General features: G+C 59.6%; 24 protein-coding genes and 2 pseudogenes. 13 read left to right on the forward strand and 13 right to left on the reverse strand.

Annotated elements, in window-relative coordinates; genetic code table 11:
• Positions 1–90: 90 nt before the first annotated feature.
• From dprA to KQP88_RS00100, 3 genes and pseudogenes are all read left to right on the forward strand, one after another.
• Positions 91–994, forward strand: a pseudogene (dprA, locus tag KQP88_RS00095) (DNA-processing protein DprA); the annotation flags it as partial.
• A 98-nt stretch (positions 995–1,092) separates the two neighbouring features.
• Positions 1,093–1,260, forward strand: a pseudogene (locus KQP88_RS25470) (DprA-like winged helix domain-containing protein); the annotation flags it as partial.
• A 38-nt stretch (positions 1,261–1,298) separates the two neighbouring features.
• Positions 1,299–1,856 (forward strand): L-threonylcarbamoyladenylate synthase, encoded by a 558-nt coding sequence (locus KQP88_RS00100; protein WP_200994308.1) that lies wholly within the window; start codon positions 1,299–1,301, stop codon positions 1,854–1,856.
• Here the strand turns inward: KQP88_RS00100 and KQP88_RS00105 are convergent.
• The gene (locus tag KQP88_RS00105) at positions 1,853–2,830 is read right to left on the reverse strand and encodes an NADPH:quinone reductase (RefSeq protein WP_200994309.1); all 978 of its coding nucleotides are present in this window, start codon (positions 2,828–2,830) and stop codon (positions 1,853–1,855) included. The genes KQP88_RS00100 and KQP88_RS00105 overlap by 4 nt on opposite strands.
• A gap of 169 nt (positions 2,831–2,999) precedes the next feature.
• Here KQP88_RS00105 and hemF point away from each other — a divergent pair, with 169 nt between their 5' ends.
• Positions 3,000–3,911: an oxygen-dependent coproporphyrinogen oxidase gene (gene hemF, locus KQP88_RS00110; RefSeq protein ID WP_200994310.1), complete on the forward strand. Its 912-nt coding sequence runs from the start codon at positions 3,000–3,002 to the stop codon at positions 3,909–3,911.
• A gap of 151 nt (positions 3,912–4,062) precedes the next feature.
• A complete protein-coding gene (gene aroE, locus KQP88_RS00115) occupies positions 4,063–4,887 on the forward strand; it encodes a shikimate dehydrogenase (RefSeq protein ID WP_216704521.1) in 825 nt (274 codons plus the stop codon).
• On the opposite strand, the gene KQP88_RS00120 is transcribed toward aroE, so the two are convergent.
• The 4 genes from KQP88_RS00120 to KQP88_RS00135 all read right to left on the reverse strand — a co-directional run bounded on the left by KQP88_RS00120 (position 4,884) and on the right by KQP88_RS00135 (position 7,605).
• On the reverse strand, positions 4,884–6,452 hold the full coding sequence (locus KQP88_RS00120; protein ID WP_216704522.1) for a SulP family inorganic anion transporter: 1,569 nt from the start codon (positions 6,450–6,452) through the stop codon (positions 4,884–4,886). The genes aroE and KQP88_RS00120 overlap by 4 nt on opposite strands.
• A gap of 180 nt (positions 6,453–6,632) precedes the next feature.
• Positions 6,633–7,097, reverse strand: a complete 465-nt coding sequence (locus tag KQP88_RS00125) for an inhibitor of vertebrate lysozyme family protein (RefSeq protein WP_095068091.1) — start codon at positions 7,095–7,097, stop codon at positions 6,633–6,635.
• Positions 7,098–7,100: 3 nt separating this feature from the next.
• Positions 7,101–7,265: a DUF1328 domain-containing protein gene (locus KQP88_RS00130; protein WP_025257796.1), complete on the reverse strand. Its 165-nt coding sequence runs from the start codon at positions 7,263–7,265 to the stop codon at positions 7,101–7,103.
• 58 nt (positions 7,266–7,323) lie between these two features.
• Complete coding sequence (locus KQP88_RS00135; RefSeq protein WP_200994313.1) at positions 7,324–7,605, reverse strand: hypothetical protein; 282 nt, start codon at positions 7,603–7,605, stop codon at positions 7,324–7,326.
• Between the two features lie 422 nt (positions 7,606–8,027).
• On the opposite strand from KQP88_RS00135, the gene algB reads away from it, so the two are divergent.
• Both algB and KQP88_RS00145 read left to right on the forward strand, forming a co-directional pair.
• On the forward strand, positions 8,028–9,374 hold the full coding sequence (algB, locus tag KQP88_RS00140) for a sigma-54-dependent response regulator transcription factor AlgB (RefSeq protein ID WP_200994314.1): 1,347 nt from the start codon (positions 8,028–8,030) through the stop codon (positions 9,372–9,374).
• A gap of 10 nt (positions 9,375–9,384) precedes the next feature.
• A complete protein-coding gene (locus tag KQP88_RS00145; RefSeq protein WP_200994315.1) occupies positions 9,385–11,172 on the forward strand; it encodes a KinB sensor domain-containing domain in 1,788 nt (595 codons plus the stop codon).
• Positions 11,173–11,174: 2 nt separating this feature from the next.
• Here the strand turns inward: KQP88_RS00145 and KQP88_RS00150 are convergent, their stop codons facing one another.
• From KQP88_RS00150 to KQP88_RS00175, 6 genes are all read right to left on the reverse strand, one after another.
• Positions 11,175–12,794: an EAL domain-containing protein gene (locus KQP88_RS00150; protein WP_216704523.1), complete on the reverse strand. Its 1,620-nt coding sequence runs from the start codon at positions 12,792–12,794 to the stop codon at positions 11,175–11,177.
• An 85-nt stretch (positions 12,795–12,879) separates the two neighbouring features.
• Entirely contained in the window at positions 12,880–13,659 is a 780-nt protein-coding gene (locus KQP88_RS00155) for an N-acetylmuramoyl-L-alanine amidase (protein WP_025257801.1), read from the reverse strand.
• A 96-nt stretch (positions 13,660–13,755) separates the two neighbouring features.
• The gene (locus tag KQP88_RS00160) at positions 13,756–15,786 is read right to left on the reverse strand and encodes a diguanylate cyclase (RefSeq protein WP_216704524.1); all 2,031 of its coding nucleotides are present in this window, start codon (positions 15,784–15,786) and stop codon (positions 13,756–13,758) included.
• Positions 15,783–16,658, reverse strand: a complete 876-nt coding sequence (locus KQP88_RS00165; RefSeq protein WP_200994318.1) for an endonuclease/exonuclease/phosphatase family protein — start codon at positions 16,656–16,658, stop codon at positions 15,783–15,785. The genes KQP88_RS00160 and KQP88_RS00165 overlap by 4 nt, the downstream gene beginning before the upstream one ends.
• 12 nt (positions 16,659–16,670) lie before the next feature.
• Positions 16,671–17,315 (reverse strand): thiol:disulfide interchange protein DsbA/DsbL, encoded by a 645-nt coding sequence (locus KQP88_RS00170; protein WP_200994319.1) that lies wholly within the window; start codon positions 17,313–17,315, stop codon positions 16,671–16,673.
• Positions 17,316–17,500: 185 nt separating this feature from the next.
• Positions 17,501–18,115: a c-type cytochrome gene (locus KQP88_RS00175; protein WP_216704525.1), complete on the reverse strand. Its 615-nt coding sequence runs from the start codon at positions 18,113–18,115 to the stop codon at positions 17,501–17,503.
• Positions 18,116–18,603: 488 nt separating this feature from the next.
• Between KQP88_RS00175 and yihA the strand changes: the two genes are divergently transcribed.
• On the forward strand, positions 18,604–19,242 hold the full coding sequence (gene yihA / locus KQP88_RS00180) for a ribosome biogenesis GTP-binding protein YihA/YsxC (RefSeq protein WP_025257806.1): 639 nt from the start codon (positions 18,604–18,606) through the stop codon (positions 19,240–19,242).
• 205 nt (positions 19,243–19,447) lie between these two features.
• Here the strand turns inward: yihA and polA are convergent, their stop codons facing one another.
• A complete protein-coding gene (gene polA, locus KQP88_RS00185; RefSeq protein WP_216704526.1) occupies positions 19,448–22,210 on the reverse strand; it encodes a DNA polymerase I in 2,763 nt (920 codons plus the stop codon).
• Between the two features lie 74 nt (positions 22,211–22,284).
• Between polA and KQP88_RS00190 the strand changes: the two genes are divergently transcribed.
• Positions 22,285–22,569 (forward strand): DUF2782 domain-containing protein, encoded by a 285-nt coding sequence (locus tag KQP88_RS00190; protein ID WP_025257808.1) that lies wholly within the window; start codon positions 22,285–22,287, stop codon positions 22,567–22,569.
• A gap of 36 nt (positions 22,570–22,605) precedes the next feature.
• The gene (locus KQP88_RS00195; RefSeq protein ID WP_216704527.1) at positions 22,606–23,556 is read left to right on the forward strand and encodes a homoserine kinase; all 951 of its coding nucleotides are present in this window, start codon (positions 22,606–22,608) and stop codon (positions 23,554–23,556) included.
• A 69-nt stretch (positions 23,557–23,625) separates the two neighbouring features.
• Here KQP88_RS00195 and znuA read toward each other — a convergent pair whose 3' ends face one another.
• Positions 23,626–24,561 carry a zinc ABC transporter substrate-binding protein ZnuA gene (gene znuA, locus KQP88_RS00200; protein WP_216704528.1) on the reverse strand — a complete coding sequence of 312 codons (936 nt, stop codon included), beginning with the start codon at positions 24,559–24,561 and terminating at the stop codon, positions 23,626–23,628.
• Between the two features lie 67 nt (positions 24,562–24,628).
• Here znuA and KQP88_RS00205 point away from each other — a divergent pair, with 67 nt between their 5' ends.
• The 3 genes from KQP88_RS00205 to znuB are packed head-to-tail and all read left to right on the forward strand — an operon-like array spanning position 24,629 to position 26,689.
• Positions 24,629–25,111 (forward strand): Fur family transcriptional regulator, encoded by a 483-nt coding sequence (locus KQP88_RS00205; protein WP_117163896.1) that lies wholly within the window; start codon positions 24,629–24,631, stop codon positions 25,109–25,111.
• Entirely contained in the window at positions 25,111–25,908 is a 798-nt protein-coding gene (znuC, locus tag KQP88_RS00210; RefSeq protein ID WP_200994324.1) for a zinc ABC transporter ATP-binding protein ZnuC, read from the forward strand. Before KQP88_RS00205 ends, znuC begins: the two co-directional genes overlap by 1 nt.
• Positions 25,901–26,689: a zinc ABC transporter permease subunit ZnuB gene (gene znuB, locus KQP88_RS00215; RefSeq protein ID WP_198723570.1), complete on the forward strand. Its 789-nt coding sequence runs from the start codon at positions 25,901–25,903 to the stop codon at positions 26,687–26,689. The genes znuC and znuB overlap by 8 nt, the downstream gene beginning before the upstream one ends.
• Positions 26,690–26,723: the final 34 nt, after the last annotated feature.

The following is a 26,723-nucleotide window of genomic DNA, read 5'->3' on the forward strand; positions in this document are numbered from 1 at the left end:
CCGGGCTTTTCACTTATCAAATTGTTGTCAACAGAGTTATCCACAGGTTTGCCCACCTCCTGAAGTGGGCTATGGATCAAGGACGATCTTATGCCGCTGTTTGAAAAAGCTGTTCCTTCGCCTGCCGAACTGGAAGCGCGCCTGCGTTTACATCGCTTGCCGGAGGTAGGACCCAAGCGCTTTTCCAGACTCATCGATGCCTTCGGTTCCGCCTCGGCTGCCCTCTGTGCACCTGCCAGTGCATGGCGCGCATTGGGGCTGCCGACGGCCTGTGCCGAAGCCCGGCGCGACCCGCTGGTGCGTGATGGAGCCAGTGCCGCAATGGCCTGGCTTGAGCATGAGAACCAGCATTTATTGATGTGGGACGACCCTGGCTACCCGGCACTGCTTGCTGAAATCGCCGACCCACCGCCTCTGTTATTCATCGCTGGCAACCCTTCGATTCTTGAGCGACCCCAGTTGGGAATGGTCGGCAGTCGTCGTGCCTCGAAGCCGGGGATGGACACCGCCGCAGCTTTTGCCCGAAGCCTTGCGGGTGCCGGTTTTGTCATCACCAGCGGTCTGGCGTTGGGAATCGACGGTGCTGCGCATCAGGGTGCCCTCGACGTTGGCGGAGCCACAATCGGCGTGCTGGGCACGGGCCTCGAAAAACTTTATCCACAGCGCCATCGACACCTGGCCGCGCAGATGATTGCCCAGGGCAGCGCGGTGATTTCCGAGTTTCCGCTGGATGCCGGACCACAGGCCAGCAACTTCCCGCGTCGCAACCGGATCATCAGCGGCCTGTCTCTGGGCGTGCTGGTGGTGGAGGCCAGTGTGGGCAGCGGATCGTTGATTACGGCGCGACTGGCGGCGGAACATGGTCGAGAGGTCTATGCCATTCCCGGCTCCATCCATCACCCCGGTGCCCGTGGTTGTCATCAGTTGATCCGCGATGGCGCGGTGCTGGTGGAAACCGTGGATCATATTCTCGAAGCCCTCCAGCACTGGCACCTTATTGATGCAGGAGCGCGCTTGCCCGCGACTGAGGGCGAAGCGCTCGCAAAATCCAAGACGCCCGCTTGTCAGAGTGCTGCCCAGGGTAAGCACTCTCCAACCTCTTTGCTGCTGACCCTCCTGCACGCCGCACCCCAGACCAGCGAAGCGCTGGCGGCTGCCAGTGAATGGCCGCTGCCTCGGGTGCTGGCAGCCCTGACCGAGCTGGAACTGGACGGAATGATCAGCAATGAAGCCGGACGATGGTTCGCACGGGCGCCCTGAGGTTAAACTGCCCGGCAAGATTTAGCGGAGATACATCAATGGTCAGCAGTTGGCGTGTGCAGCAAGCCGCTCGAGATATTCGTGCCGGAGCGGTGATTGCCTATCCAACCGAGGCAGTCTGGGGACTTGGTTGCGATCCGTGGGATGAAGAAGCGGTTTATCGCTTGCTGGCGATCAAGTCGCGGCCTGTGGATAAAGGGCTGATTCTCATCGCCGACAACATCCGGCAGTTCGACTTTCTGTTCGAGGATTTCCCCGAGCAGTGGATCGATCGCATGTCCAGCACCTGGCCGGGTCCCAACACCTGGCTGGTGCCGCATCAGAACCTGCTACCCGAGTGGATCACCGGCGTGCATGAAACCGTGGCCCTGCGCGTGACCGATCACCCGACCGTGCGTGAGCTGTGTGCTCTGGTCGGCCCCTTGATTTCCACCTCTGCCAACCCGGCCGGTCGCCCCGCTGCCCGCTCGCGGCTACGCGTGGAGCAATATTTCCGTGGGCAGATCGATCTGGTGCTCGGCGGCAGCCTGGGCGGTCGCCGAAATCCCAGTGTCATTCGAGATATCGAGACCGGCCAGGTGGTGCGGCCCGGTTAAGGAATCAGAATCGTCGACCCCGTGGTGCGCCGTGCCGACAGTTCGATCTGCGCCTGGGCGGCGTCCTTCAGGGCGTATTGCTGGATATCGTTGAGCTTGATCTTGCCGCTGGCGAGCATGTTGAACAGATCGTCAGCCATCGCTTGCAGGTTCTGCGCGTTGTTGGCGTAGCTGCCCAGGGTCGGGCGGGTCACGTAAAGCGAACCCTTCTGCGCCAGAATCCCCAGATTCACGCCTGAAACCGGCCCGGAAGCATTGCCGAAGCTGACCAGCAGACCGCGAGGTGCCACGCAGTCGAGAGAGGTCAGCCATGTGTCCTGGCCGACGCCGTCATAGACCACCGGGCACTTCTTGCCTTCGGTCAGTTCCAGTACCCGGCTGGCCACGTTTTCATGGCTGTAGTCGATGGTTTCCCACGCACCCAGGGCTTTGGCGTGCTCGGCCTTTTCCGGTGAACTGACCGTGCCGATCAGGTTTGCGCCCAGAGCCTTCGCCCACTGGCAGGCCAGCGAACCGACACCACCGGCAGCGGCGTGGAACAGAAAGGTTTCTCCGGGTTTGACCAGATAGGTCTGGCGCAGCAGGTATTGCACCGTCAGGCCTTTGAGCATGACGGCTGCCGCCTGCTCGAAGCTGATGGAATCGGGCAGCTTCACCAGATTGGCCTCGGGCAGTACATGCAACTCGCTGTAGCCGCCCAGCGGGCCTGTGCCATAAGCCACACGGTCGCCCACCTGAAAGCGCGTCACTTCGTTGCCGATGGCCTCGACAATGCCCGCGCCTTCAGTGCCAAGCCCCGAAGGAAACGAGGGCGCCGGGTAAAGGCCGCTGCGGTAATAGGTGTCGATAAAATTCAGGCCAATGGCCTTGTTGCGAACCACGACCTCTTGCGGGCCGGGTTGGGCCGGCTCGAAGTCGACATATTCAAGTACTTCGGGTCCTCCGACAGTGCTGAACTGGATACGCTTTGCCATTTGCTATCTCCATGCTGAAACGAATCGTCAGATAGGCTATCGGACTCCTTCAAGTGATTCTCGTCAACTGCGAAGGCAGGTCGGCCAGTGGTATGCTACGCGCCAATTTGCCTGTACCCCTTGGCATTCGGGGGGCTCAGCCGTTTGAAGTCAGCATCAGGGATCAACTATGACTACCCGTACCGAGGCCGTAAAAGCCTACCTGCTGGATCTGCAAGACCGAATCTGCAAGGCCCTGGAGCTCGAAGACGGCAGCGCACACTTTGTCGAAGATGCCTGGACACGTCCTGCAGGTGGCGGTGGTCGAACGCGGGTCATCGAAAACGGCTCTGTCATTGAAAAGGGCGGCGTCAACTTTTCCCATGTCTTTGGCAGCAACCTTCCGCCGTCGGCCAGTGCTCACCGGCCCGAACTGGCCGGGCGCGGCTTCGAGGCCCTGGGTGTTTCCCTGGTGATCCATCCGCACAATCCCCATGTGCCGACTTCCCACGCCAACGTGCGGTTCTTCATCGCAGAAAAAGAAGGCGAAGAGCCGGTCTGGTGGTTCGGTGGCGGTTTCGACCTGACGCCCTACTACGGCGTCGAAGAGGATTGCGTTCACTGGCACCGGGTTGCCGAACGCGCCTGCGCGCCGTTTGGCGATGACGTCTATCCCCGTTACAAGGCCTGGTGCGACAGCTACTTCCATATCAAGCATCGCAATGAGCCACGCGGGGTTGGCGGTCTGTTCTTCGACGATGTGAATCACTGGGATTTCGATACCAGCTTCGCTTTCATGCGTGCCATCGGTGATGCCTACATCAACGCCTACCTGCCGATTGTGCGTCGTCGCAAGGCCACGGCTTATACCGTGCAACAGCGCGAGTTCCAGGAATTCCGACGTGGCCGTTATGTCGAGTTCAACCTCGTCTATGACCGTGGCACGCTGTTTGGCCTGCAATCGGGTGGCCGTACCGAATCGATCCTGATGTCCCTGCCCCCGCAAGTGCGTTGGGGTTATGACTGGAAGGCTGCGCCGGGCAGCGAAGAAGCTCGCCTGACCGAGTACTTTCTGCAGGATCGGGACTGGCTGGCTGAATGACAGAAACCCGGTCTTTGTGGGAGGCGGCTTGCCGGCGACAGGGGCCAGTGAAGCCAAAGCATTTTTATCGGCTTCAACTCCGCAGTCGCCGGCAAGCCGCCTCCCACAGTCAGTACTGCACTGGGCGATAAACACATCAACAGGAACACAAATGGACCAGTACGTCGTATTCGGTAATCCCATCGGCCACAGCAAGTCGCCATTGATCCACAGCCTGTTCGCCAGGCAGACAGAGCAGCAACTGGATTACCAAACCGCGCTGGCGCCACTGGATGACTTCACGGCCTTCGCCCGGAATTTTTTCCAGACCGGTCGCGGAGCCAATGTGACCGTGCCGTTCAAGGAAGAAGCCTATCGCCTGGCTGACAGCCTGACCCAGCGTGCCAGGCGCGCAGGTGCCGTGAATACCTTGAGCAAGCAGGCCGATGGCACGCTGTTGGGGGATAACACCGATGGCGCCGGGCTGGTGCGTGATCTGACGGTCAATTACGGTGTCAGCCTGCAAGGCCAGCGTATCCTGCTGCTCGGTGCCGGTGGCGCTGTTCGTGGTGCTCTGGAGCCGTTGCTCGCGCAGAAACCCGCCGCACTGGTGATCGCCAATCGGACAGTGGAAAAAGCCGAAAACCTGGCTCAGCTCTTTACCGACCTCGGTCCGGTATTCGCCAGCGGTTACGACTGGCTGGAAGAGTCGGTCGACCTGATTATCAACGCCACCTCCGCCAGCCTGTCGGGCGAGTTGCCGCCGATTGCCCCTAGCCTGATCCAGCCGGGCCATACCTTCTGCTACGACATGATGTACGGCAAGGAGCCTACCGCCTTCTGTCGCTGGGCGAGTGAACACGGCGCAGCCCAGGCCGTTGATGGCCTGGGCATGCTCGTCGAACAGGCTGCCGAAGCCTTCCTGCTATGGCGCGGCGTGCGTCCGGATTCCTCGCAGGTCCTGGCCGAGATGCGGCGGCAGTTGGCGAGCGCCTAATCCTCGAACAGGATCGGGCACTTTTCCGCGCCTTCCAGCTTCTGCAATTCTTCGACGACCTGCTGCCGGGCGCGACGCAAAGTCAGCGTCCGGTCCTGTTTGAGCAGGCGTCGTGCTTCCTGGTGCAGCATTTCCACGCCTGAATAGTCGATGAAGTTGATGTGCTGGGCATCGATCACCACGTGCTTGCCTTCCGTGCGCTGCAGACGGGTTTGCAGGTAGTGACTGGCACCGAAGAAAATCGACCCGCCGACCCGCATGATGTCTTCGTCACCTTCGCGCCACTGCTGCACTTTGGGCTGCGATGTGCGCTTGAGGTAGAAGAACAGCGAAGCCAGCACGCCCGCGTAGATTGCGGTCTGCAACTCCAGCAGCAGGGTTGCGACACAAGTCAGTGCCATCACGAAGAACTCTGAACGGCTGACCCGGAACAACGCCGCGATACCGCGATGATCCACCAGCCCCCAGCAGATCAGCAGAATCGAGGCCGCCATGCCAGGAATCGGGATATGGGCAATCAGTGACGCTCCCGCCACGGCAAACAGCATGACCCATAACGCTGAAAAGACCCCCGCCAAAGGCGAGCGGGCACCGGCTTCATAACTCAAGGCGGCGCGGGTAAAGGAACCGGCGGACATGTAACCCGAAAACAGGGAGCCGACCATGTTCGACAGGCCTTGTGCGCGGACTTCCTGGTTGGCATTGATCAACTGCTGGGAGCGCGCCGACAGTGAGCGTGCAATCGACAGGCTGTTCACCAGCCCGAGCATCCCTATGGCCACAGCGGTCGGCAGCAGTTTGAGGATCAACTCCAGATCCAGCGGCAGCGGGCTGAACGGCGGCAACTGACCCACGAAAGCCTTGACCACTTTCACATGGCCAAACATCGCAGGCCACAGCCAGGCCAGCAGGCTGCTCGATACCAGCGCGATCAATAGCGTCGGCCAGCGCGGCACGAAATATTTCAGGGTAATGCCCAGCGCCAGTGTCAGCAGGCCGAGGATCAGCGAAGGCTTGTCGATCTCCTGGCTGTGCTCAAGGAACGCGGTCAGGCTGTTGAGGGCCGTGCTCTGGCTGGGCAGGTCGATCCCGGTCAGATTCGGTATCTGTCCCAATGCAATCACAATGGCTGCGCCCAGGGTAAAACCCAGCACGACGGAATGTGAGACGAAATTCACCAGCGCGCCGAAGCGCATCATGCCCAGCAGCAACTGGAATGCTCCGGCGATGAACGTCAGCAACAGGATGAGGGTGATGTAGTCCTGACTGGCCGGAACCGCCAGCGGACTGATGCTGGCATACAGCACGATGGAAATGGCTGCCGTCGGCCCGCAGATCAGATGCCACGACGAACCCCAAAGACAGGCGATCAGCACCGGCACGATGGCCGCGTACAAACCATATTCCGGAGGAAGACCGGCGATCAGCGCGTAAGCGATGGATTGTGGCAATGCCAGAACGGCACCGCTCAGACCTACCAATGCATCCCGACCGACGCTGGCACGTGTCTGTGCGGGCAGCCAGGCGAGAAACGGCAGGAATTTGTGACGGTTGAACCAACCCATGAAACCCTCGTCGATTGGTTACGGCAGCCTGCAAGGGTACACGTGCGGACTATGCTTATGCACTTGCGAACATGGCTTGTGTCACTTGCAGAGATGAAGAGTGAAACGAGGGATGCGGGAGACCAGACATACGGGGGTGTGCCCGGATGTCTGGTCCTTGAGAGGTATCAGGGATGCCGATCAATACCAGTTCGGGTCTTTGCTCAATTGCTCTTTAAGCAATTGCTGCATGCCTTCATCCGGTTTGCCCAGGAAACGGTATGTCGCGTGCCGGGTAGGCGATTTGTCGGCCGGGAGTCCGGCAGGCACTTCGACCAGCATGGCGTAGGCATCTTCCTTATCGAGGCTGAACGACACGATGAGGCGTTTGCTGCGACAGGTTTCTGCGGTTTCGCACAGAGGGCCGACGAGGTAAGGGTCCCCGTCTTCGGTAACGGCTGTCATCTGTTCGGAAGTACCGGACAGGTTGATGACCCATTCGGGCAACCGTTCCTCTTTCTGTACGACCTTGGTCCACGTCTGGCGGTACTCGGGTGCAGAACTCAACAGCTCATTGACCCGAGCCTGACCGTCATTGGCGGCTACTGCCATGGCACTGCCGCCCATCAACAGGGCGGCGGCCAGTGATTGCAAGGATTTGCCCATTACTCAGCCTCGTCCACGGCGTCCGAAGAAGAAAGATACGACGAACATGACCAGGAACACGATGAACAGAATCTTGGCGATACCTGTTGCAGTGCCTGCGATACCACCGAAGCCCAGAACGGCTGCGACAATGGCGATGATCAAGAACGTGATAGCCCAACTCAGCATGGTGATACTCCTTTTTACAGCTATTTGAATTTGGAACGTTTCGTTCGGTTTTTCCGGATCAGAAGATCCATTTTTGCGGCGTTACTACTTCGTTTGCAGACACCAGGCCATCAACCGGCTGGGGTCCGAGACCATTGATCTGTGCGGTGCGCGTCAGGCTCTGATGCGACGTGCTGATCTTGATGATTTTCTGTTGGGTCTGGGCCGCTTCACGCGACTGATCCCAGCTCTGGAATTGCTGGACCGCAATCAGGGTGACGAGCAAGGCCAGCAGCAGAAAAAGGCCTTGTTGGATGTGCAAGGATGAAATACGCAAATGAGCAATATGCTGGCTGTTCATCCTTAAACTCCCTTTACCTGAACGGTGTGGTGAATGTGGTTGGCCATGAGGTCAGGCCTTGGACGAAAGGGATATTGCAGGCTGCATGCCATTTTTTGATTTTTTAATAAGTTCAATAAAATCAATGGCTTGAGATATTTTCGAAAAAGTTCCGGCCAGCAAGCTGCACGATCGACCCCCTGCGGTCGTGCGTTCTGCACGAATGCCTGAAAGCCTGTTCAAACCTGTAAATCAGGGGCATCGGGAGGCCATGGATTCGAACCATGGCTGGTGGAAGAAATATCGTCAGGAAAATCAGGCGGTTAGCCAAGGCTCGAACAGATAGCTAACATGCATGTCACAGAATCAATCAGAATCAACCATGCAACTTGCCCGATGATTCCGACACTAACCAAGATCATTTACTTAGGAGCGTAGGAAAAATGGAAACAGCCACTGAGAATCAGGGCCGTATTCTGCTAGTGGACGACGAGTCCGCCATCCTTCGCACGTTCCGGTATTGTCTGGAAGATGAGGGTTACAGTGTCGCCACTGCCAACAGCGCAGCACAGGCCGACACCTTGATGCAGCGCCAGGTGTTCGACCTGTGCTTTCTGGACTTGCGTCTGGGCGAGGACAACGGGCTGGATGTACTGGCGCAGATGCGTATTCAGGCACCATGGATGCGCGTAGTGATCGTCACGGCCCATTCGGCTGTCGATACCGCGGTCGATGCCATTCAGGCCGGTGCCGCCGATTATCTGGTCAAGCCCTGCAGCCCGGACCAACTGCGCCTTGCCACTGCCAAGCAGCTGGAAGTCCGGCAGTTGTCTGCCCGTCTGGAAGCGCTGGAAGGCGAGATACGCAAACCCAAGGACGGCCTGGACTCACACAGCCCGTCGATGATGGCCATTCTGGAAACGGCTCGGCAGGTTGCCGTGACCGACGCCAACATCCTGATCCTGGGCGAATCGGGGACCGGTAAAGGTGAACTGGCTCGCGCCATTCATGGCTGGAGCAAACGGGCCAAGAAGTCCTGCGTCACCATCAACTGCCCTTCCCTGACCGCCGAACTGATGGAAAGCGAATTGTTCGGCCACAGTCGTGGCGCCTTTACCGGTGCCAGCGAGAGTACGCTGGGTCGTGTCAATCAGGCGGATGGCGGTACGCTGTTTCTTGATGAAATCGGCGATTTTCCACTCACGTTGCAACCCAAGTTGCTGCGCTTCATTCAGGACAAGGAATACGAGCGCGTCGGCGACCCGGTCACGCGGCGTGCCGATGTACGGATTCTGGCGGCCACCAACCTGAACCTGGAAGACATGGTGCGCAGCGGGCGTTTCCGTGAAGATCTGCTGTATCGCCTGAACGTAATCACCCTTCACCTTCCGGCGCTGCGTGAGCGAAGCGAAGACATCCTGACGCTGGCCGACCGCTTCCTGGCGCGCTTCGTCAAGGATTACGCCCGACCGGCTCGCGGGTTCAGCGACGAAGCCCGTGCCGCACTGCTCAACTACCGCTGGCCCGGCAATATCCGTGAACTGCGCAACGTCATCGAGCGTGCCAGCATCATCTGCCCGCAGGATCGTGTAGAAGTCAGCCATTTGGGCATGGCCGAAGTCCCGACCAACAACGCGCCTCGCGTGGGCGCGGCCTTGAGCCTGGATGAGCTGGAAAAGGCTCATATCGGCGCCGTCCTGGCCACCAGCGACACGCTCGATCAGGCTGCGAAGACTCTGGGTATCGACTCCTCGACGCTTTATCGCAAGCGTAAGCAGTACAACTTATGAGTTGTTCTGTATGAAACTGGCAATGAAGTTACGTACCCGCCTGTTCCTTAGCATTTCGGCGTTGATGACGGTTGCGTTGCTGGGGCTGCTGCTGGGTCTGGTCAGTGTCATGCAAATGGCCAAGAGCCAGGAAGCGCTGATCCAGGGCAATATCAGTAACCTTGAGCTGGGCCTGAAGCTGCGGCAGAACCTGGGTGATCAACTGGTAATGATGATCAGCCCGTCGCCTGACAAGCGCATGCTGAAGACCTATCAGGATGAGTTTCACAAGTTGCTGGCCGAAGGCATCGAGCATGATGCACAAAACCTGGTGCATGGCCGCTTCGAGAATACGAGCCGGTACTATCAGCGTTTCCTCGAGGCCTCTCAGCGCTTCGCGGATGACGCGCGCACCATGCATGACAATCCGGAACTGCGCGACAGCTTCGACGCCTTGCGCAACGACTTGCTGGATACCCATGGCGAGGCCCTGAAGAACATCAGCACTGCCGAAGCCTATTCCCGGGAGCGTGCGCTGTGGATTGCCGGGTTGCTTGGGCTGGTAGGCATCGCGGTGCTGTGCGTCGGATTCATCACTGCCCATGGTATTGCCCATCGCTTTGGCGCTCCCATCGAGGCGTTGGCCAAGGCGGCCGATAATATCGGCCAGGGCAACTATGAAGTGACGCTGCCGATCTCTTCGGCAGCCGAAATGAACCTGCTGACCCGACGTTTCGGCCTCATGGCCGAGGCTTTGCGTCAGCATCAGGCCACCAATGTCGATGAGCTGCTGGCTGGCCAGCAGCGCCTGCAAGCGGTGCTCGACAGTATCGACGACGGCCTGCTGATGATCGATCGCCAAGGCCGTCTGGAGCATTTGAACCCTGTGGCTCAGCGCCAGCTCGGCTGGGATGAGAGTCGTCTCGGGCGTGGCCTGGGTGAAGCGCTGGAGCATCCCGAACTGGATGAGCAGTTATTCCTGATCCTGCGCGGCGGGACTCTGGAGCATGCGCCGGAAGACCTGAGTATCGATATCGATGGCGAATCCAGGCTGCTGACCTACAGCCTGACACCCGTCAGCCATACCAAGGGCCATATTCTCGGTGCCGTGATGGTGCTGCGCGATGTGACCGAGCAACGGGCGTTCGAGCGAGTGCGCAGCGAGTTCGTCCTGCGCGCTTCTCATGAACTGCGCACACCGGTGACCGGTATCCACATGGCCTTCGGGCTGTTGCAGGAGCGTCTGCACTTTGCGGCAGAGTCCCGCGAAGCGGACTTGCTCAATACCATCACCGAAGAAATGCAGCGCCTGATGCAACTGATCAACGACCTGCTGAATTTCTCGCGTTACCAGAACGGATTGCAGAAACTCAAGCTGGCTCCCTGCTCAATCAAAAATCTGCTCGAAGAAGCCAGAGGCCGCTTCGAGGAACAGGCTCGGTTGCGCGACATCACTCTGATGCTGGACATTCAGGAGCCCGTTTCCCATTTGCATGCCGACCAGGCGCAGCTGGAGCGGGTGCTGGATAACCTGTTGGACAACGCTCTGCGTCACACCCCGGAAAATGGCTTGATCCGCCTGCAGGCACGCCGCCATGGCGAGCGGGCAATCATCAGCATCGAAGACAATGGCGAAGGCATTCCCTACGGGCAACAAGGAAGAATCTTCGAGCCGTTCGTGCAGGTGGGCCGCAAGAAAGGCGGCGCCGGTCTCGGCCTGGCGCTGTGCAAGGAAATCGTGCAACTGCACGGCGGGCGAATGGGCGTCTACTCACGACCCGGGCAGGGGACGCAGTTTTACATGGCGTTGCCGCTGTAGGTTCATGCCACATCATCCTTGCGCCGCCCCGTCCCTCTTCGACCGCCGGTGACCAGTTCGCAGAATCGCGTGGCGGTCAGAGGGCGGGCGAACAGCCAGCCCTGGCCGTAGACGACGCCTTCGCTCCTGAGCAGGTGAGCCTGGGATTCGAACTCGATGCCTTCGGCAATCACCCGCAATTGCAGGGCGTGGGCCATGCGGATGATATGGGGCGCCACACCGCTGCTGGCGGCGTCATGCCCTAATGCATCAATGAAGGCTTTGTCGATTTTCAGGCAGTCCACCGGCAAGGTTTGCAGGTAGGCCAGGCTGCAATAGCCCGTGCCGAAGTCATCGATCAGGATCTGATGGCCGCGGTCGCGCAGCATTTGCAGATGGTTGCGCGCCACGACCACATCGATCAGGCCGCGCTCGGTCACCTCGAACGCGATCTGTCGGGCAGCCACCTTGTGCTGGGCCAGTAATCTGGCCGTTACGCGACCAATACGCGGGGCGATGACATCGCAGGCTGCCAGGTTCACCGAAATGTACAGATGCGGGTTGGCGCGCAACAGCGGCCCCAGTTTTTCCAGCGACTGCTGCAAGACAAAGTCGGTGATCTGGCGGATCTGTCCGGTGTTTTCAGCCAGCGGGATGAACAGGTCCGGACTGGTCAGTGTGCCGTCCGGCCTGCGCCAGCGCACCAGCGCTTCGGCACCCACACACAAGCCGGTTTCAAGGTTGAAGATGGGTTGATAGAGGACTTTCAATTCCTCGCGCCGCAATGCCCCCGATAACTCGGCCCCCAGGGATTTGCGCTGCTGCATCAATTGCAGGACCAGCGCCGCGATGCACAAAGACATCAACAGGCTGGCGGGCACCAGCAACCTCCAGGCTCCGGTGATCTTGACCTGCAAGTCGGTGCGCGGGGTTATCAGCACCAGTTGATATTCCGGGCTCTGGGTGGGCATGCGGTAGATCAGTTGGTCCGCTGTCGTGATCAGCGTGGTGTTGCTGTCCGGCAACCAGTCTTTCACGGGCGGCCAGGCTTGCGCCGGTCCCAGCACCGGTATCGCACGGGTGCCGTTATCGAGTACCACCAGCAGGCTGCCGCCCGCCGGAAGATCCACCACATCCGTCAGATGTCCCCGTGAAGTCGATACCCGGAAATCTCCACGGCCCAATACCAGTGCCGCCAGATTGTCGTCCGGCTGGGCCGAGGTGTTGAGCCAGTAATCGTAGGTCGGGCCGCGAATGTCGGGCGCCCGTGGCTCGCTGAGCACCTTGGGCCGTGGCCAACTGGAGCAGGTGCGCGCGTCTCCCACATACGCGGCTTCATAAATGAAGCGGTGGCTGGAAATGACCTCGCGCAAGCGCCCGACCATTTCCGGGCTGCAGCGCCTCAGCGGTTGCTGCTCCAACTGGTCCAGCCCTGCCCTCAGTTGACCGAAAAGCTGCTCCAGCCGCACCAGGAAGCGTTCGCCCTGAGCATTCATCTGCAGGCTTTCGTTTTGTCGCGCCTGATGCATGGCCAGCCCGAAACTGCCGAATAAAAAGACAGCCGCGCTCAACAAGGCCGCCAGCAACGCCAGCAGCCAAGGGTGGGAAAGGTGAATGCGAAAGCGCGTTTGCGCGATTAGCATCGGTGGATATCCGCATGGAATATCCATCAGGTATAGCAACAAGCACGCAAATAGCTTGGTAAAGAATGCAGCCCTGAAGCCTGATTTAGTCGACCCGGTTGAGCACCTTCAGGATGGCTGCGCTCTGGATATCGGGTTGCCCGTCGAAACGTGCCGGACGGTAATGCATCTGGAAAGCAGCCAGAACGTTGCGTGTAGCGGTGTCCAGCTCGCCGGTCTGCGGCGTGGTGTAACCCAGGCGTGCCAATTGCTCCTGGAACCAGACGATGCTGGGCAGGTTATCCATCATCTGTGCCTGACGCTGGGCGACCTGCCGTTCGTCTGGCCAGATGCCGATACCCTCATGGGCCAGTCGTTTCCAGGGGAACAGTGGGCCCGGGTCCAGCTTGCGCATCGGGGCGATATCGCTGTGTCCGATGATGTGACGAGGGTCGATATTGTTGCGCTTGATGATGTCCTTGAGCAGCACGATGATCGACTGGACCTGGCTTTCGGTGTATGGATACCAGAGGCGTCCCGTGGGCGTATCGGTGTAGCCGGGGTTGACGATCTCGATGCCGATCGAGCTGGAGTTGAGCCAGGTACGGCCTTCCCATTCACTCTCGCCGGCATGCCAGGCGCGGGCACTTTCATCGACCAGCTTGTAGATCGTTGCCGGGTTGTCATCGCCGATCAGGTAATGGCTGCTGACTTCGCCATGGGTCAACAACTCCAGCGAGCGCTCAAGCGAGGCGGAGGTGTAGTGCATGATGACGTATTGAACCCGGCCGTCATAGTTGACCGAAGGATGGCTGGTATCGAGTTTTGGCCCGCTGGAGCAGGCAGTCAGGACCAGAAGGAGGAATGCAGGGAAGAACAGCTTCATGGCAGTCAGGATACGTCGGCAGCGAATGCAACATCATAACAAAATGCGACTGAATTGCTTCATCTGTGAAACGTCGATGGATTCCAGATGTTTCTGTCAGCCCTGTTCGACGCGATTCCTGCCGTTTTCCTTGGCCCGATACAGCGCCTGATCGGCCCGTTTGAGCGCGATATCGCTGCGCTCGCCTGTGCGCAAGGCGGTTACGCCCATGGATACTGTGATCGTTACCCGTTCACCCTTGAAGTGAAACGGGCACAGTTCGACCGCAGCCCGCAGTTCGTCGAGCAGCGTCAATGCTGTTGAGACTTGGGTGGCAGGCATGAGCATGACGAATTCTTCGCCACCGAAGCGGGCCAGGAAGTCTGTAGGGCGGATGCGTTTTTTCAGGACGCTGGCCACGATCTTCAGCACCTTGTCACCGGCCAGATGCCCGTAGCCATCGTTGATCCGCTTGAAGTGATCCAGATCCAGCATGCACACCAACAGGCTGTTCTTGTCCTGTTGCCATTGCGCGACTTCCTGCTCCAGACGCTCGCCCCACGCCGCCCGATTGGGCAGGCTGGTCAGCGGGTCGATCAGGGCTTTCTGGCGTTGCTCTTCAAGGTGAGTCCGGAAACCCAGGGCTTCCTGCTCCATGCTGGCGACGCGGGCGGCGAGGCCTTGCAGGCGCGAGGCGACTTCCTGCTCGCGGTCATCCCGTTTGCGCTGATAGTGATCCATCGTGCTGAGCAGGCCTTCCAGCCGCTTATCCAGTACCTGCTTGAGGCTGGGCAGGTCGGAGGCGTCCTGGACGCTGCTCTGCAAGCCACCCACCTGTTCGCGCAACTGCTCGTTGAGATCGCGGGCGGTGGACTGGTTTTCTGCATGATCTTCGCTGGCGGCCTGCAGATGGCTCTGGAACGACTCCAGCCGCTCGTTGAGCTGCTTGAGATACGTCCCGAATTCCTGCTGGCCACCGTTATTGATCGCCAGCATCAGAACGGCCAGATCGTCGAGGATCGGCAGCAGTTCATACCAGTTGAGCCCGTGTTTGAGGCGTGACTGCATGTCTTCGACTTGGGGGCGATGGTGCTCTGACAAGGTCAGGTCCTTGAGCAGCCCCAGCAAGGTTTCTTCGATATGAGACGCCACCGAGCTGTAGCTCGGCTCCGGGGAGTAAGGCAGGGAATAATTGGGATCGCCTTCGCTGGCTTCTTCCTCATCGAGCGCTGGCTCATCTTCTTCGCTGTCGCCCTCGACGGGGGCCTGCACAACGGGCACATGCTCGTAAGGCACGGTGGGCGTTGGTGCCAGCAAGTCTTGCGGCGGAGCCGGCACCGGTGCGGGAACCGCTTTTTCGACTGGGGCGGGAGCAGCGGCTACTACCTCAACCGGCTTTGGCGCTTCAGCGACGGGCTCAACCACAGGTGTGGGAGCGGGAGTCTCTGTCTTTGCCTCGGCTTTGGGTGTTTCAATCTCGATTTTTGGTGCCGGTGCAGGCATGGGCCTCGAAGGCGGCTCAGCTACCTCGTTGACGTCTTCATGCTCCGGCTCGGCAGAGGCAGGTGCAGGCGGATGAACAGGCTGGGCGCTTTCGGGGCCATGGGCCGCCTCGCCATGTTCTTCGCGGGTGCCGAACAGGCGTTGCAGGATTCCGGGGCGATGGCCTTCTTCGTGCTTTTCAAGCAAGGTCAGCGCCTTGCCCTGTAAACCGCTGAGCTCGCTCAACAGCAGCGGCAATTCCCGGGCCTGGGAGGCGCGGTCTTCAAGGTCCTTGGCAAAGCGCTTGAGGGGTTTGCGTACCTCGCGGGGCAGCGGCAAGGATTGGAGTTGGTGCACCAGCGCGTTCAAGGCGCTGCTGATCTGCCCGACCCGGACTTCGCGACGTTGCTCGGAGTCCAGTACTGCCTTTTCAAGGCGCGGTATCAGAGCGGCCAAACCCGCATCCATGTCGTCCTTGCGCACGATTTCGCGCATTTCCTTCATGCATTCGTCGACAGCGCGGTCGGTACCTTCCGCCGCGAGACTACTGCGGACCAGACCCCGGCGCAGCAAGTCGAGCCGGGCGTTCCAGCGTTCCGCCAGTCTGTCCTGCTGCTCGATACCCTTGAGATACTTCTCTTTCCAGCGCTCGGCTTCTTCGCTCATTCAAGGGGTCCACCAGAGAGCACGGGTAGCGAGTCCCCACACAATGAAGCAGGCAGGCGAATCTCTACAGCAACGGGCAGGTGATCGGAAATGGGTTGGGCCAGTACCTGAACGCGTTCGAGCGTCAGTGTCGGGCTGAGCAGAATATGATCAAGGCAGCGCTGTGGGCGCCAGCTCGGAAAGGTTGCCTCGACCTGCGGCGCCAGAAGACCAAGATCGCGCAGCGGCGAATGCTCCAGCAAGTCGTTGGCATGGGTATTCATGTCGCCCATGAGGATCTGGTGGCGATAACCGCCAATCAGTTCCCGGATATAGGCCAGTTGTCTTACACGAGTGCGTGGCCCCAGGGCCAGATGCATCATGACCACTACCAGCGCGTCCTCGCCTTCCCCGAAACGGACCAGGATGGCACCGCGTCCGGCAGGCCCCGGCAATGGGTGATCTTCGATCTTGCCGGGTCGCAGACGGCTGAGCACGCCGTTGCTGTGCTGACCCAGGCGACCCAGGTTGCGGTTGAGTTGCTGATACCAGTAGGGGAAGCCACCGAGTTGAGCCAGATGCTCTACCTGGTTGATGAAGCCGGAGCGCAGGCTGCCACCATCGGCTTCCTGCAACGCCACCAGATCGAAATCGTTGAGAAGATCGCCGATCTTCTGCAGGTTGCCTGCACGTCCACCATGAGGCAGCAGATGCTGCCAGCCGCGTGTCAGGTAATGCCGGTAACGCTCGGTGCTGATACCGACCTGGATATTGAAGCTGAGCAAACGAAGCCGGCCATCGGCTGGCAATCCGCTTTGCAGCAGATGGTGTTCGTTGACCTGCGGATCATGCAGGCCAACGACTCGCTCCGTGCCCTTGCCCCAGCGGCGCATGGCGAACGGCTCTTACTTGTTTGCCTGAGTGGCCGCTCGCTCTTTGGCGATCAGCTGATCAGCAACCTTCAGGGTTTCTTCCGGGCCACCGGAGCTGCCCAGGTCGAAACGGTATTTGCCGTTAACGATCATGGTCGGTACGCCAGTCACTTCGTACTTCTTGGCCAGTTCCTTGTATTGGGCAATCTTGCCTTTCACTGCGAAGGAGTTGAAGGTTTCGAGGAACTTGGCTCTGTCGATGCCTTGAGTGGCAACGAAGTCAGCCATTTCTTCCGGCTTGGTCAGAGGCTTGCGGTCTTTCTGGATGGCGTTGAATACAGCTGCGTGAACCTTGTGCTCTACGCCCATGGTGTCCAGGGTGATGAACAACTGGCCGTGGGCATCCCACGCGCCGCCGAACATGGCAGGGATGCGTACGAAATTGACATCTGCAGGCAGTTTTTCAGCCCATGGGTTGATGGTCGGCTCGAATGCATAGCAATGTGGGCAGCCATACCAGAACAGTTCAACCACTTCGATCTTGCCTGGCTCGGAAACAGGCACAGCGCTGCTCAATTCAACATATTGCTTACCAGCTTCGATGGGTGTTGCAGCCTGAGCGGACATGCCGAACAGACTGGCGGCAACCAGAGCGGCGCTGATGATCAGATTACGCATGCTTTACTCCTGAGCAGATTGAGTCGCCTTGAAGCGACGGTTTTTCGACCGGTCATCAAGACATGAGTTCTTAGTGTAACGCTGACAATCAAAAAAAAGGGCGGCCCGGGCCACCCTTTTTGCGTCTGTCATGAAACACGTCACGCATTGGCCTGCGATTACCTGCTTGAAGGCCCTCGCATCGATCAGTGCAACCCCTGGATATATTGCGCCAGAGCCTCGATATCCTTGTTGCTCAGCTTGGCCGCGATGGAGCGCATGACCATGGTGTCGCCATCATTGACCCGATCCCCTTCACGGAATGCAGTCAATTGTTTCTTGATGTAATCGGCATGCTGGCCACCCAGGTGCGGATAACCGGCCGGGGCATTTCCTGTGCCGTCAGGCGAGTGGCAACCGGTACAGGCAGGCATGCCCTCTTCCAGCTTGCCGCCGCGAAACAGGGCTTCGCCACGCGCCACCAGATTGGGGTCTGCGGCACCGACGCTGCCTTTCTGGCCTGCATAATAGGCGGAGATGTCTGCAAGATCCTGATCGTTGAACGGAGTCAGCAGGCCGGTCATTTCCACTACCGGTCGCTTGCCATCCTTGATCTCGTGCAACTGCTTGAGCAGGTAGCGCTGGCCCTGGCCTGCCAGTTTCGGGAAGTTGGGAGCCAGGCTGTTGCCATCAGGTCCATGGCAGGCGCCACACACGGCTGCCTTTGCATGACCGGCAGCCGCATCGCCGGTAACGTCGGCGGCCTGGGTCGCCCCACTGATGCCCAGCGTCAACAGCAGACTCACGAATAATTTGTTCATCAGGTAATCCAGATCGGCTAATGGTGAAAAGTTAGGTAGCAGGTGATTTGCTCATCTCCAGGATGATGGTTCGCAAATGCTGACTACTGCGGTCCTTGCACATTTCACGCGCGGCATTGTTACGATCCTGGCAAAAGGAGCTCCAACAGGCTGTGTGAAAACTACTGCGCTCGATCATGCAGCGTTGAAAACAGGCTCAGAATGCTCATTTACAACACGTAAACTCCGCTTCCTCGCCTGTTTTCGCCTTGCCTGATCTTCGCTCGTTACGTTTCACACGGCCTGCCAAAGTCCTCTTGCGCAGTAAAAACCTTTCAGGTTGAAAGCGGACTGCGTTCTAATGCGCATATTAGTTCTCGCTTCAGTGTTCTTCCCCCGCTGCCGGGGAATTCCACACAAAATTTGCGGCATTATATACTCGCGCTACCCAAACGGAAACGACACCTCTTGCCGCACCCCTTGCAGGCAAGGCCTTCACCGGAAATCACATGCAACTCAAGAACCCCATCCTCGGCCTGTGCCAACAGTCCACTTTCATGCTCAGCGCCGCCAAGGTCGATCAGTGCCCTGATGACGAAGGCTATGAAGTCGCGTTTGCCGGGCGTTCCAACGCGGGCAAGTCCAGCGCGCTCAACACGCTGACCCACGCCAGCCTGGCGCGCACCTCGAAAACGCCGGGGCGTACGCAACTGCTGAACTTCTTCAAGCTCGATGACGACCGCCGTCTGGTGGACCTGCCCGGCTACGGCTACGCCAAAGTGCCGATCCCGCTCAAGCAACACTGGCAGCGTCACCTGGAAGCCTATCTGGGCAGCCGCGAAAGCCTGAAGGGCCTGATCCTGATGATGGACATCCGTCATCCAATGACCGACTTCGACATCCTCATGCTGGACTGGGCAATCGCCAGCCAGATGCCGATGCATGTCCTGCTGACCAAGGCCGACAAACTGACCTACGGCGCAGCCAAGAACACGCTGCTCAAGGTTCAGTCGCAGATCCGCAAGGGCTGGGGCGAAGCGGTCACCATCCAGCTGTTCTCGGCACCAAAGCGCATGGGCCTGGAAGAAGCCTATACCGTTCTGGCCGACTGGATGGAGCTGGAAGACAAAGCGCCTGCCGAAGGGTAAATCGCAGGCAAAAAAAACCCCGGACTTCATATGGGGAGGGGGGAAGTTCGGGGTCCAAGGTCCAGATCCTTAGGGTGGGATCCGGATATCTGCCAACACTTAACACAACTAGGAGCATGACGGGTTTCTCAACCAGTCGAAATCTCTGACTCGCAGCTGGCCGGTTAAGTTCCCGGCCAGCCGAAAAGTTCATGTAGTCAGGGGGTCAGTGCGCCTCGTCCCAGTTGTTGCCCACACCCACTTCAACCAGCAACGGCACGGCCAGTTGCGCAGCGCCGCTCATGTGCGGGCGAATCTGCTCGCTGATCTGCTCGACCAGATCCTCGCGCACTTCCAGTACCAGTTCGTCGTGAACCTGCAGGATGACGCGTGCGTCGAGACGCGACTCTTCCAGCCAGTTGTTCACTGCAACCATGGCCTTCTTGATGATGTCGGCGGCGGTGCCCTGCATCGGCGCGTTGATCGCCGTGCGCTCGGCCCCGGCGCGTTTCATGCCGTTGTCGGAGTTGATGTCCGGAAGGTAGAGCCGGCGCCCGAAGAAGGTTTCGACATAGCCTTGCTCCTTGGCCTTCTCGCGAGTGCGCTCCATGTATTCCCGAACGCCCGGGTAACGAGCGAAGTAACGCTCGATATACGCCTTGGCCTGCTTGCCATCGACGCCGATCTGCCGGGCCAGGCCTGATGCACCCATCCCATAGATAAGTCCGAAGTTGATGGCCTTGGCGCTGCGGCGCTGATCGCTGGTGACCTCATCCAGCTCGACGCCGAATACCTCGGCCGCCGTCGCACGGTGTACGTCCAGGCCATTGCGGAAGGCATCCAGCAGCCCTTCGTCGCTGGCCAGGTGCGCCATGATCCGCAACTCGATCTGCGAGTAGTCCGCTGCCAGCAGTTTGTAACCCGGCTGGGCAATGAACGCCTGACGAATCCTGCGCCCTTCCGCGGTGCGCACCGGGATGTTCTGCAGGTTGGGTTCGCTGGAAGAGAACCGTCCCGTTGCGGCGCCCGCCTGGTTATAGGACGTGTGAACGCGACCGGTCCTCGGGTTGATCTGCCCTGGCAGGCTGTCGGTGTAGGTGCTTTTCAGCTTGCTGATCGAGCGGTACTGCAACAGCAAGGTGGGAAGCTCATGGCCTTGCTCGGCCAGCTTGACCAGCACATCTTCCGAAGTCGAAGGCTTGCCCGTGGGCGTTTTGCCCAGAATCGGCAGGTTCAGTTTTTCATAAAGGATTTTCCCGAGCTGGGTCGGGGAGCCCAGGTTGAACTCCTCGCCTGCCAGAACAAAAGCCTGACGCTCCAGTTCGACCATGGTGTTGCCCAGCTCGACACTTTGAATACCGAGCAGATTGGCATCCACTTTCGCGCCTTCGCGTTCGATCTTCGCCAGTACAGGCACCAGCGGCATTTCGATTTCGGTCAGAACGCGAGACAGCTCAGGCTCGGCTTCTAGCTTTGCAAAAAGCGTCTGGTGCAGACGCAGGGTGATATCTGCATCTTCAGCCGCGTAAGGGCCGGCCTGCTCCAGAGCTATCTGATCGAATGTCAGTTGCTTTTTGCCTTTACCGGCAATGTCTTCAAAGCTGGTGGTCTGGTGACCGAGATACTTCAGCGCCAGGCTGTCCATGTTGTGGGCAGTGGCTACGGAATTCAGCACGTAGGATTCCAGCATGGTGTCGAAGGCAACGCCTCGCACGGTAATGCCGTTTTCCTGATCGCCGCCGATGGCACAGTTGGCCAGGATGTTCATGTCGAACTTGGCGTTTTGCCCGACCTTCAGGATGGCCGGGTCTTCCAGCAGCGGCTTGAGGGCCAGCAGCACGGTGTCGCGGTCCAGTTGGTCCGGCACGCCCATGTAGGAATGGGTCAGCGGGATGTAGGCGGCTTCACCGACTTTGACGGCGAACGAGAGGCCGACCAGTTGCGCCTGCTGGGCATCCAGGCCGGTGGCTTCGGTATCGAAGGCGATCAGGCTGGCGGTGCGCAGTTCTTCCAGCCAGACGTCGAAGCGGGCCTGATCGAGGACGGTTTCGTAGTGCAGCTCGATTTCGGAGGCGACTTCTTCCTTGACGATTTCCACGCCGGCGCGCTTGGCTTGCCGCTGCAGATCCTCGAGCCAGCTCTTGAATTCAAGCTCGGTATAAAGCTCGGTGAGCTTTTCCAGATCCGGCTCGCCGACCTGCAACTCGTCCAGAGTGATGTCCAGCGGCACATCGACCTTGATGGTCGCCAGCTCATAGGACAGAAACGCCATGTCGCGATGTTCTTCGAGCTTGGGCGCCATGGTCTTGGCTCCCCGGAAGGCCATGCCCGCGACCAGGTCGAGGTTTTCATACAGCTCTTTCAAACCGCCGCCGACACCCACCAGCAGGCCCACGGCCGTTTTCTCGCCCACGCCGGGAACGCCGGGGATGTTGTCGACTTTATCGCCCATCAGGGCCAGATAATCGATGATGTGCTCAGGACCGACGCCGAATTTCTCTTTAACGCCAGGGACATCCAGCACGCTACCGGTCATGGTGTTGACCAGCGTAATGTGGCCGTCGACCAGTTGCGCCATGTCCTTGTCGCCGGTGGAGATGATCACCGGGCGATCCGCCGCCGCGCTACTGCGCGCCAGGGTGCCGATGACGTCGTCAGCCTCGACACCTTCCACGCACAACAGCGGGTACCCCAGCCCTTTGACGCAGGCATGCAACAGATCGACCTGCACGCGCAGATCGTCCGGCATGCTTGGGCGGTTGGCTTTGTATTCGGCGAACAGATCGTCCCGGAACGTCCCGCCCTTGGCATCGAAAACCACCGCGAACGGGCTTTTCGGGTATTGCCGGCGCAGGCTCTTGAGCATGTTCAGCACGCCCTTTACGGCCCCTGTCGGCAAACCTTTGGACGTGGTGAGAGGTGGCAGCGCATGGAAGGCGCGGTACAGGTAAGAAGAACCGTCCACCAGGACGAGGGGCGCTTGGCTCATGAGCAGAATCAACCTTTTCGGCGGGGTCGGCGCTAGAATGCGAGGACCATTGACGACAAAGGGACAAGGTTATCATGCGCACGGCAAATCGACTGTTGTTGGCTGGGTTGTTGGTATTTTGTCCCCTGGTGATTGCAGCCGAGGATTCTCCTGCGGACGCTCCAGACGTTACCATCCGCACCGACGGTGACAAGACCATCCAGGAATACCGCCAGAACGGGTTTCTTTATGCTGTGAAGATCACGCCCAAGAACGGAAAACCTTATTTTCTTGTGCGCGCTGATGGTACGAGTCCCAATTTCATCCGTTCGGACCAACCGGACATGCTGATCCCCCAATGGGAAATATTCAGCTGGTAACACCTAAAATTCACTTACTTTGCTGGCAGTCCTGATATGTCCGTTTTTACCCCACTGGCTCGGCCCGAGCTGGAAACATTTCTTGCCCCCTACGGGCTCGGCCGTTTGCTCGACTTTCAAGGCATTGCCGCAGGGAGTGAAAACACCAATTACTTCATCAGCCTGGAGCAGGGCGAGTTCGTCCTGACCCTCGTCGAGCGTGGTCCGATTCAGGATCTGCCGTTCTTCATCGAACTGCTGGATGTGCTGCACGACGCTGACTTACCGGTGCCTTACGCCTTGCGGACCACCGACGGCCAGGCCTTGCGCGAACTGGCAGAAAAACCGGCGCTCCTGCAGCCGCGGCTGCCGGGCAAGCACATCAGCGAACCCAACACCCAGCATTGCGTGCAGATCGGCGAGTTGCTCGGCAACCTGCATCTGGCGACGCGCGGCAATGTACTGGAGCGCAAGACCGATCGCGGCCTGGACTGGATGCTCAGCGAGGGTACGAACTTCCTTTCGCACCTGGGCGAGCCACAGAGAACACTGCTGGAAAAGGCTTTGCAGGAGATCGAAGCGCTCAAGCCGCAGATCATGGCGCTGCCTCGGGCCAACCTGCACGCCGACCTGTTCCGCGACAACGCCCTGTTTGAAGGCACGCACCTGACCGGGCTGATCGACTTCTACAACGCCTGCTCCGGCCCGATGCTGTATGACCTGGCCATTGCGCTGAACGACTGGTGCTCCCATGAAGACGGCCAGATCGACCCGGTACGCGCCAGAGCCCTGCTGGGCGCCTACGCCGCCTTGCGGCCGTTCACGTCGGCTGAAACGAAACTCTGGGCAACCATGCTGCGCATAGGTTGCGTACGCTTCTGGCTCTCCCGCCTGATCGCGGCCGAATCCTTTGCCGGACAAGACGTGCTGATCCATGACCCGGCAGAGTTCGAAAAGCGCCTGGCACAGCGCCAGGACGTTCACCTGCCGTTGCCGTTTGCCTTGTAAACGCTTGTGGGAGGCAGCTTGCTGGCGACTGTCGCCAGCAAGCTGCCTCCCACTACCAAGCCGGTGGCGCTACAAGCTTTCCAGGCACCCCGCCAGATCATCACCCAGTTTCTGCAGCACCTGCTCGTACCCCTGAGCGGTGGCGGGTGTGTAGCCGCCGAGGGCATCGAGTTCGGCCAGTTTCACCGGCAGGCCCGCTGTCAGGGTTTCGGCCAGACGAGGGCGCAGGGGTGGTTCGCTGAATACGCAGGTCTTGCCCACTTCCTTCAAGCGCTCGCGCATGGCGGCGACATGTTGGGCACCTGGCTGGATTTCGGCTGCGACGCTGAATACGCCGGTGTGCTTGAGCCCGTAAGCTTCTTCGAAGTAGTCGAAGGCTTCGTGGAAGACGAAGTACGGCTTGCCCGCCACAGCGCTGACGCGGCTCTTGATCCGGGTATCCAGAGCATCCAGACGCTTGGCGAAGGCTTCGGCGTTGCTCTTGTAGCGAGGGGCGTTGTCCGGGTCGGCGGCCGAAAGGTCGGCAGCCATCTTCGCGGCAATCACTCGTGCGTTGACTGAGGACAGCCACAGGTGCGAGTCCAGGCTGCCGGGACGGTGATCATGGTCGTGCTCTTCTACGCCATGGTCATGATCGTGATCGTCATGTGAAGCATTGTCAGCCTCGAAATGACGCAAATGCATGCCGGGCAAACTTTGCACGGCAACCGCTGGCAGTTTGCGGCCCTGAATGACGCGCGGCAGGAAGCTTTCCATGTCCGGGCCGATCCAGTAGAGCAGTTCGACCTCGTTCACACGCCGTACGTCGGATGGACGCAAGGCATAATGATGCGGCGATGCGCCGGGCGGCAAAAGTACTTCGGGTGTACCCACACCATCCTGTACGGCAGCCGCAATCAGCTGCAATGGCTTGATGCTGGTCAGGACCCGAACCTCGGCCTGGGCGGGGGCGGCAGCCAGCCAACTGGCCGACAAAACGACAAAAAGGTTAAAAAGACGGCGCACTTGAGCCACTCATATAAGACAGGAACGGGTAACATAATAACGTCTCTAGCAAATATCGTCGCCGCTCATGCCTATTACACCGCTGGCCAGCCGTCCTCATGATCACTCACATTGCGTGCATTCCGCGCTCACAGAAGCCGATGCGCTGTGCGCCAGCAAAGGTCTGCGCCTGACGACGCTGCGTCGTCGCGTGCTGGAGCTGGTCTGGCAAAGTCACAAGCCGCTGGGTGCCTACGACATCCTTGCCGTACTGAGCGATGAGGACGGTCGCCGCGCAGCGCCGCCTACCGTTTACCGGGCGCTGGATTTCCTTCTGGAAAACGGCCTGGTGCATCGCATTGCCTCGCTCAACGCCTTTACCGGCTGCAACCACCCGACTCATGCGCATCAGGGCCAGTTCCTGATCTGCCGCGAGTGCCATGCCGCCATTGAACTGCAGCACGCTTCCATCAGCGATGCCGTGGTCAATGCTGCCAAAGAAGTCGGTTTTCAGGTTGAAGGCCAGACCGTAGAAATCGTCGGCATCTGTTCCGGCTGCAAGGCTGCCTGATGAGTAATGCGTTGATTCGCCTGGAGCAGGTCGCTGTCACGCTCGCCGGGCAAAACGTGCTGCACAACATCCAGTTGAATGTCAGCCCTGGCGAAATCGTTACCCTGATCGGCCCCAACGGCGCAGGCAAGACGACGCTGGTGCGTGCCGTGCTGGGGCTGCTCAAGCCCGATGCCGGGACGGTCTGGCGCAAGCCTGGCCTGCGGGTCGGTTACATGCCGCAAAAGCTGCATGTGGACCAGACCCTGCCGCTCTCGGTGCTGCGCTTTCTGCGGCTGGTACCGGGCGTTGATCGTTCGGCGGCGCTGGCTGCGTTGCAGGAAGTCGGTGCAGAAAAGGTCATCGACAGCCCGCTTCAGGGGATTTCCGGCGGTGAGATGCAGCGCGTCCTGCTGGCCCGTGCCTTGTTGCGCGAACCTGAGCTGCTGGTCCTCGACGAACCGGTGCAGGGTGTCGACGTGGCCGGTCAGGCCGAGCTTTACAGCCTGATTACCCGTTTGCGGGACCGTCACGGTTGCGGCGTGCTGATGGTTTCCCATGACCTGCATCTGGTGATGAGCACCACCGACCAAGTGGTGTGCCTGAACCGTCATGTCTGTTGTTCCGGCCACCCGGAGCAGGTCAGCAACGATCCGGCGTTCGTCGAACTGTTCGGCAAGAACGCGCAAAGCCTGGCGATCTATCACCACCATCACGACCATGCCCATGACCTGCATGGTGAAGTCGTGAGTGGCGACGCTACGCCCGCATCCCCTATCCACACCCATGTCCATGGAGACAACTGCAAGCATGGCTGATTTTCTTCTTTACGCCTTGCTCGCAGGCTTGTCCCTGGCAGTGGTCGCGGGCCCCTTGGGGTCTTTCGTGGTCTGGCGGCGAATGGCGTATTTTGGCGACACCCTTTCCCACGCAGCCCTGCTGGGTGTGGCACTGGGCTTTCTGCTGGATGTCAGCCCGACGATTGCCGTGACGGTGGGCTGTCTGCTGCTGGCGGTCCTGCTGGTCACGCTGCAACAGCGTCAGCCCCTGGCTTCGGACACACTGCTGGGGATTCTCGCGCCGAGTACCTTGTCCCTTGGGCTGGTGGTCCTGAGCTTCATGCATGAAGTGCGTATCGACCTGATGGCCTACCTGTTCGGTGACCTGTTGGCGATCAGCCCGACGGACCTGGCCTGGATTCTGGGCGGCAGCGCACTGGTTCTGGTGCTGATCGTCTGCCTGTGGCGACCGTTGCTGGCGGTGACGGTGCATGAAGAGCTGGCCAAGGTCGAAGGCCTGCCGGTGGCCTCGTTGCGCATGACGTTGATGCTGCTGATTGCCGTGGTGATTGCCGTCGCGATGAAAATCGTCGGGGTTCTGCTGATTACCTCGCTGTTGATCATTCCCGCGGCTGCGGCACAACGTCACGCCCGCTCTCCGGAACAAATGGCACTGGGCGCAAGCCTTATTGGCGTGACGGCTGTGTGTATTGGGCTATCGTTGTCATGGTTCAAGGACACCCCGGCCGGACCGTCTATTGTGGTATCCGCTGCGGCTCTGTTCTTGCTCAGCTTTGTTCTCCCCAAGCGAGCGGTGTAGACTTGCTCGTTTTTTGCGCAACTTAGAGAATCGC

The organism is Pseudomonas lijiangensis, assembly GCF_018968705.1.
Taxonomy (GTDB): domain Bacteria; phylum Pseudomonadota; class Gammaproteobacteria; order Pseudomonadales; family Pseudomonadaceae; genus Aquipseudomonas; species Aquipseudomonas lijiangensis.

Excerpts from the sequence above, each read along its gene's own strand:
- hemF (WP_200994310.1), top strand. The coding sequence starts at position 3,000 with ATGACTACCCGTACCGAGGCCGTAAAAGCCTACCTGCTGGATCTGCAA.
- KQP88_RS00205 (WP_117163896.1), top strand. The coding sequence starts at position 24,629 with ATGCCTATTACACCGCTGGCCAGCCGTCCTCATGATCACTCACATTGC.
- KQP88_RS00150 (WP_216704523.1), bottom strand. The coding sequence starts at position 12,794 with ATGCTAATCGCGCAAACGCGCTTTCGCATTCACCTTTCCCACCCTTGG.
- KQP88_RS00195 (WP_216704527.1), top strand. The coding sequence starts at position 22,606 with ATGTCCGTTTTTACCCCACTGGCTCGGCCCGAGCTGGAAACATTTCTT.
- KQP88_RS00160 (WP_216704524.1), bottom strand. The coding sequence starts at position 15,786 with ATGAGCGAAGAAGCCGAGCGCTGGAAAGAGAAGTATCTCAAGGGTATC.
- KQP88_RS00135 (WP_200994313.1), bottom strand. The coding sequence starts at position 7,605 with ATGAACAGCCAGCATATTGCTCATTTGCGTATTTCATCCTTGCACATC.
- KQP88_RS00165 (WP_200994318.1), bottom strand. The coding sequence starts at position 16,658 with ATGCGCCGCTGGGGCAAGGGCACGGAGCGAGTCGTTGGCCTGCATGAT.
- KQP88_RS00155 (WP_025257801.1), bottom strand. The coding sequence starts at position 13,659 with ATGAAGCTGTTCTTCCCTGCATTCCTCCTTCTGGTCCTGACTGCCTGC.
- znuC (WP_200994324.1), top strand. The coding sequence starts at position 25,111 with ATGAGTAATGCGTTGATTCGCCTGGAGCAGGTCGCTGTCACGCTCGCC.
- KQP88_RS00120 (WP_216704522.1), bottom strand. The coding sequence starts at position 6,452 with ATGGGTTGGTTCAACCGTCACAAATTCCTGCCGTTTCTCGCCTGGCTG.
- KQP88_RS00175 (WP_216704525.1), bottom strand. The coding sequence starts at position 18,115 with ATGAACAAATTATTCGTGAGTCTGCTGTTGACGCTGGGCATCAGTGGG.
- KQP88_RS00130 (WP_025257796.1), bottom strand. The coding sequence starts at position 7,265 with ATGCTGAGTTGGGCTATCACGTTCTTGATCATCGCCATTGTCGCAGCC.
- KQP88_RS00170 (WP_200994319.1), bottom strand. The coding sequence starts at position 17,315 with ATGCGTAATCTGATCATCAGCGCCGCTCTGGTTGCCGCCAGTCTGTTC.
- KQP88_RS00125 (WP_095068091.1), bottom strand. The coding sequence starts at position 7,097 with ATGGGCAAATCCTTGCAATCACTGGCCGCCGCCCTGTTGATGGGCGGC.
- znuB (WP_198723570.1), top strand. The coding sequence starts at position 25,901 with ATGGCTGATTTTCTTCTTTACGCCTTGCTCGCAGGCTTGTCCCTGGCA.
- polA (WP_216704526.1), bottom strand. The coding sequence starts at position 22,210 with ATGAGCCAAGCGCCCCTCGTCCTGGTGGACGGTTCTTCTTACCTGTAC.
- KQP88_RS00190 (WP_025257808.1), top strand. The coding sequence starts at position 22,285 with ATGCGCACGGCAAATCGACTGTTGTTGGCTGGGTTGTTGGTATTTTGT.
- aroE (WP_216704521.1), top strand. The coding sequence starts at position 4,063 with ATGGACCAGTACGTCGTATTCGGTAATCCCATCGGCCACAGCAAGTCG.
- algB (WP_200994314.1), top strand. The coding sequence starts at position 8,028 with ATGGAAACAGCCACTGAGAATCAGGGCCGTATTCTGCTAGTGGACGAC.
- KQP88_RS00100 (WP_200994308.1), top strand. The coding sequence starts at position 1,299 with ATGGTCAGCAGTTGGCGTGTGCAGCAAGCCGCTCGAGATATTCGTGCC.
- KQP88_RS00145 (WP_200994315.1), top strand. The coding sequence starts at position 9,385 with ATGAAACTGGCAATGAAGTTACGTACCCGCCTGTTCCTTAGCATTTCG.
- yihA (WP_025257806.1), top strand. The coding sequence starts at position 18,604 with ATGCAACTCAAGAACCCCATCCTCGGCCTGTGCCAACAGTCCACTTTC.
- KQP88_RS00105 (WP_200994309.1), bottom strand. The coding sequence starts at position 2,830 with ATGGCAAAGCGTATCCAGTTCAGCACTGTCGGAGGACCCGAAGTACTT.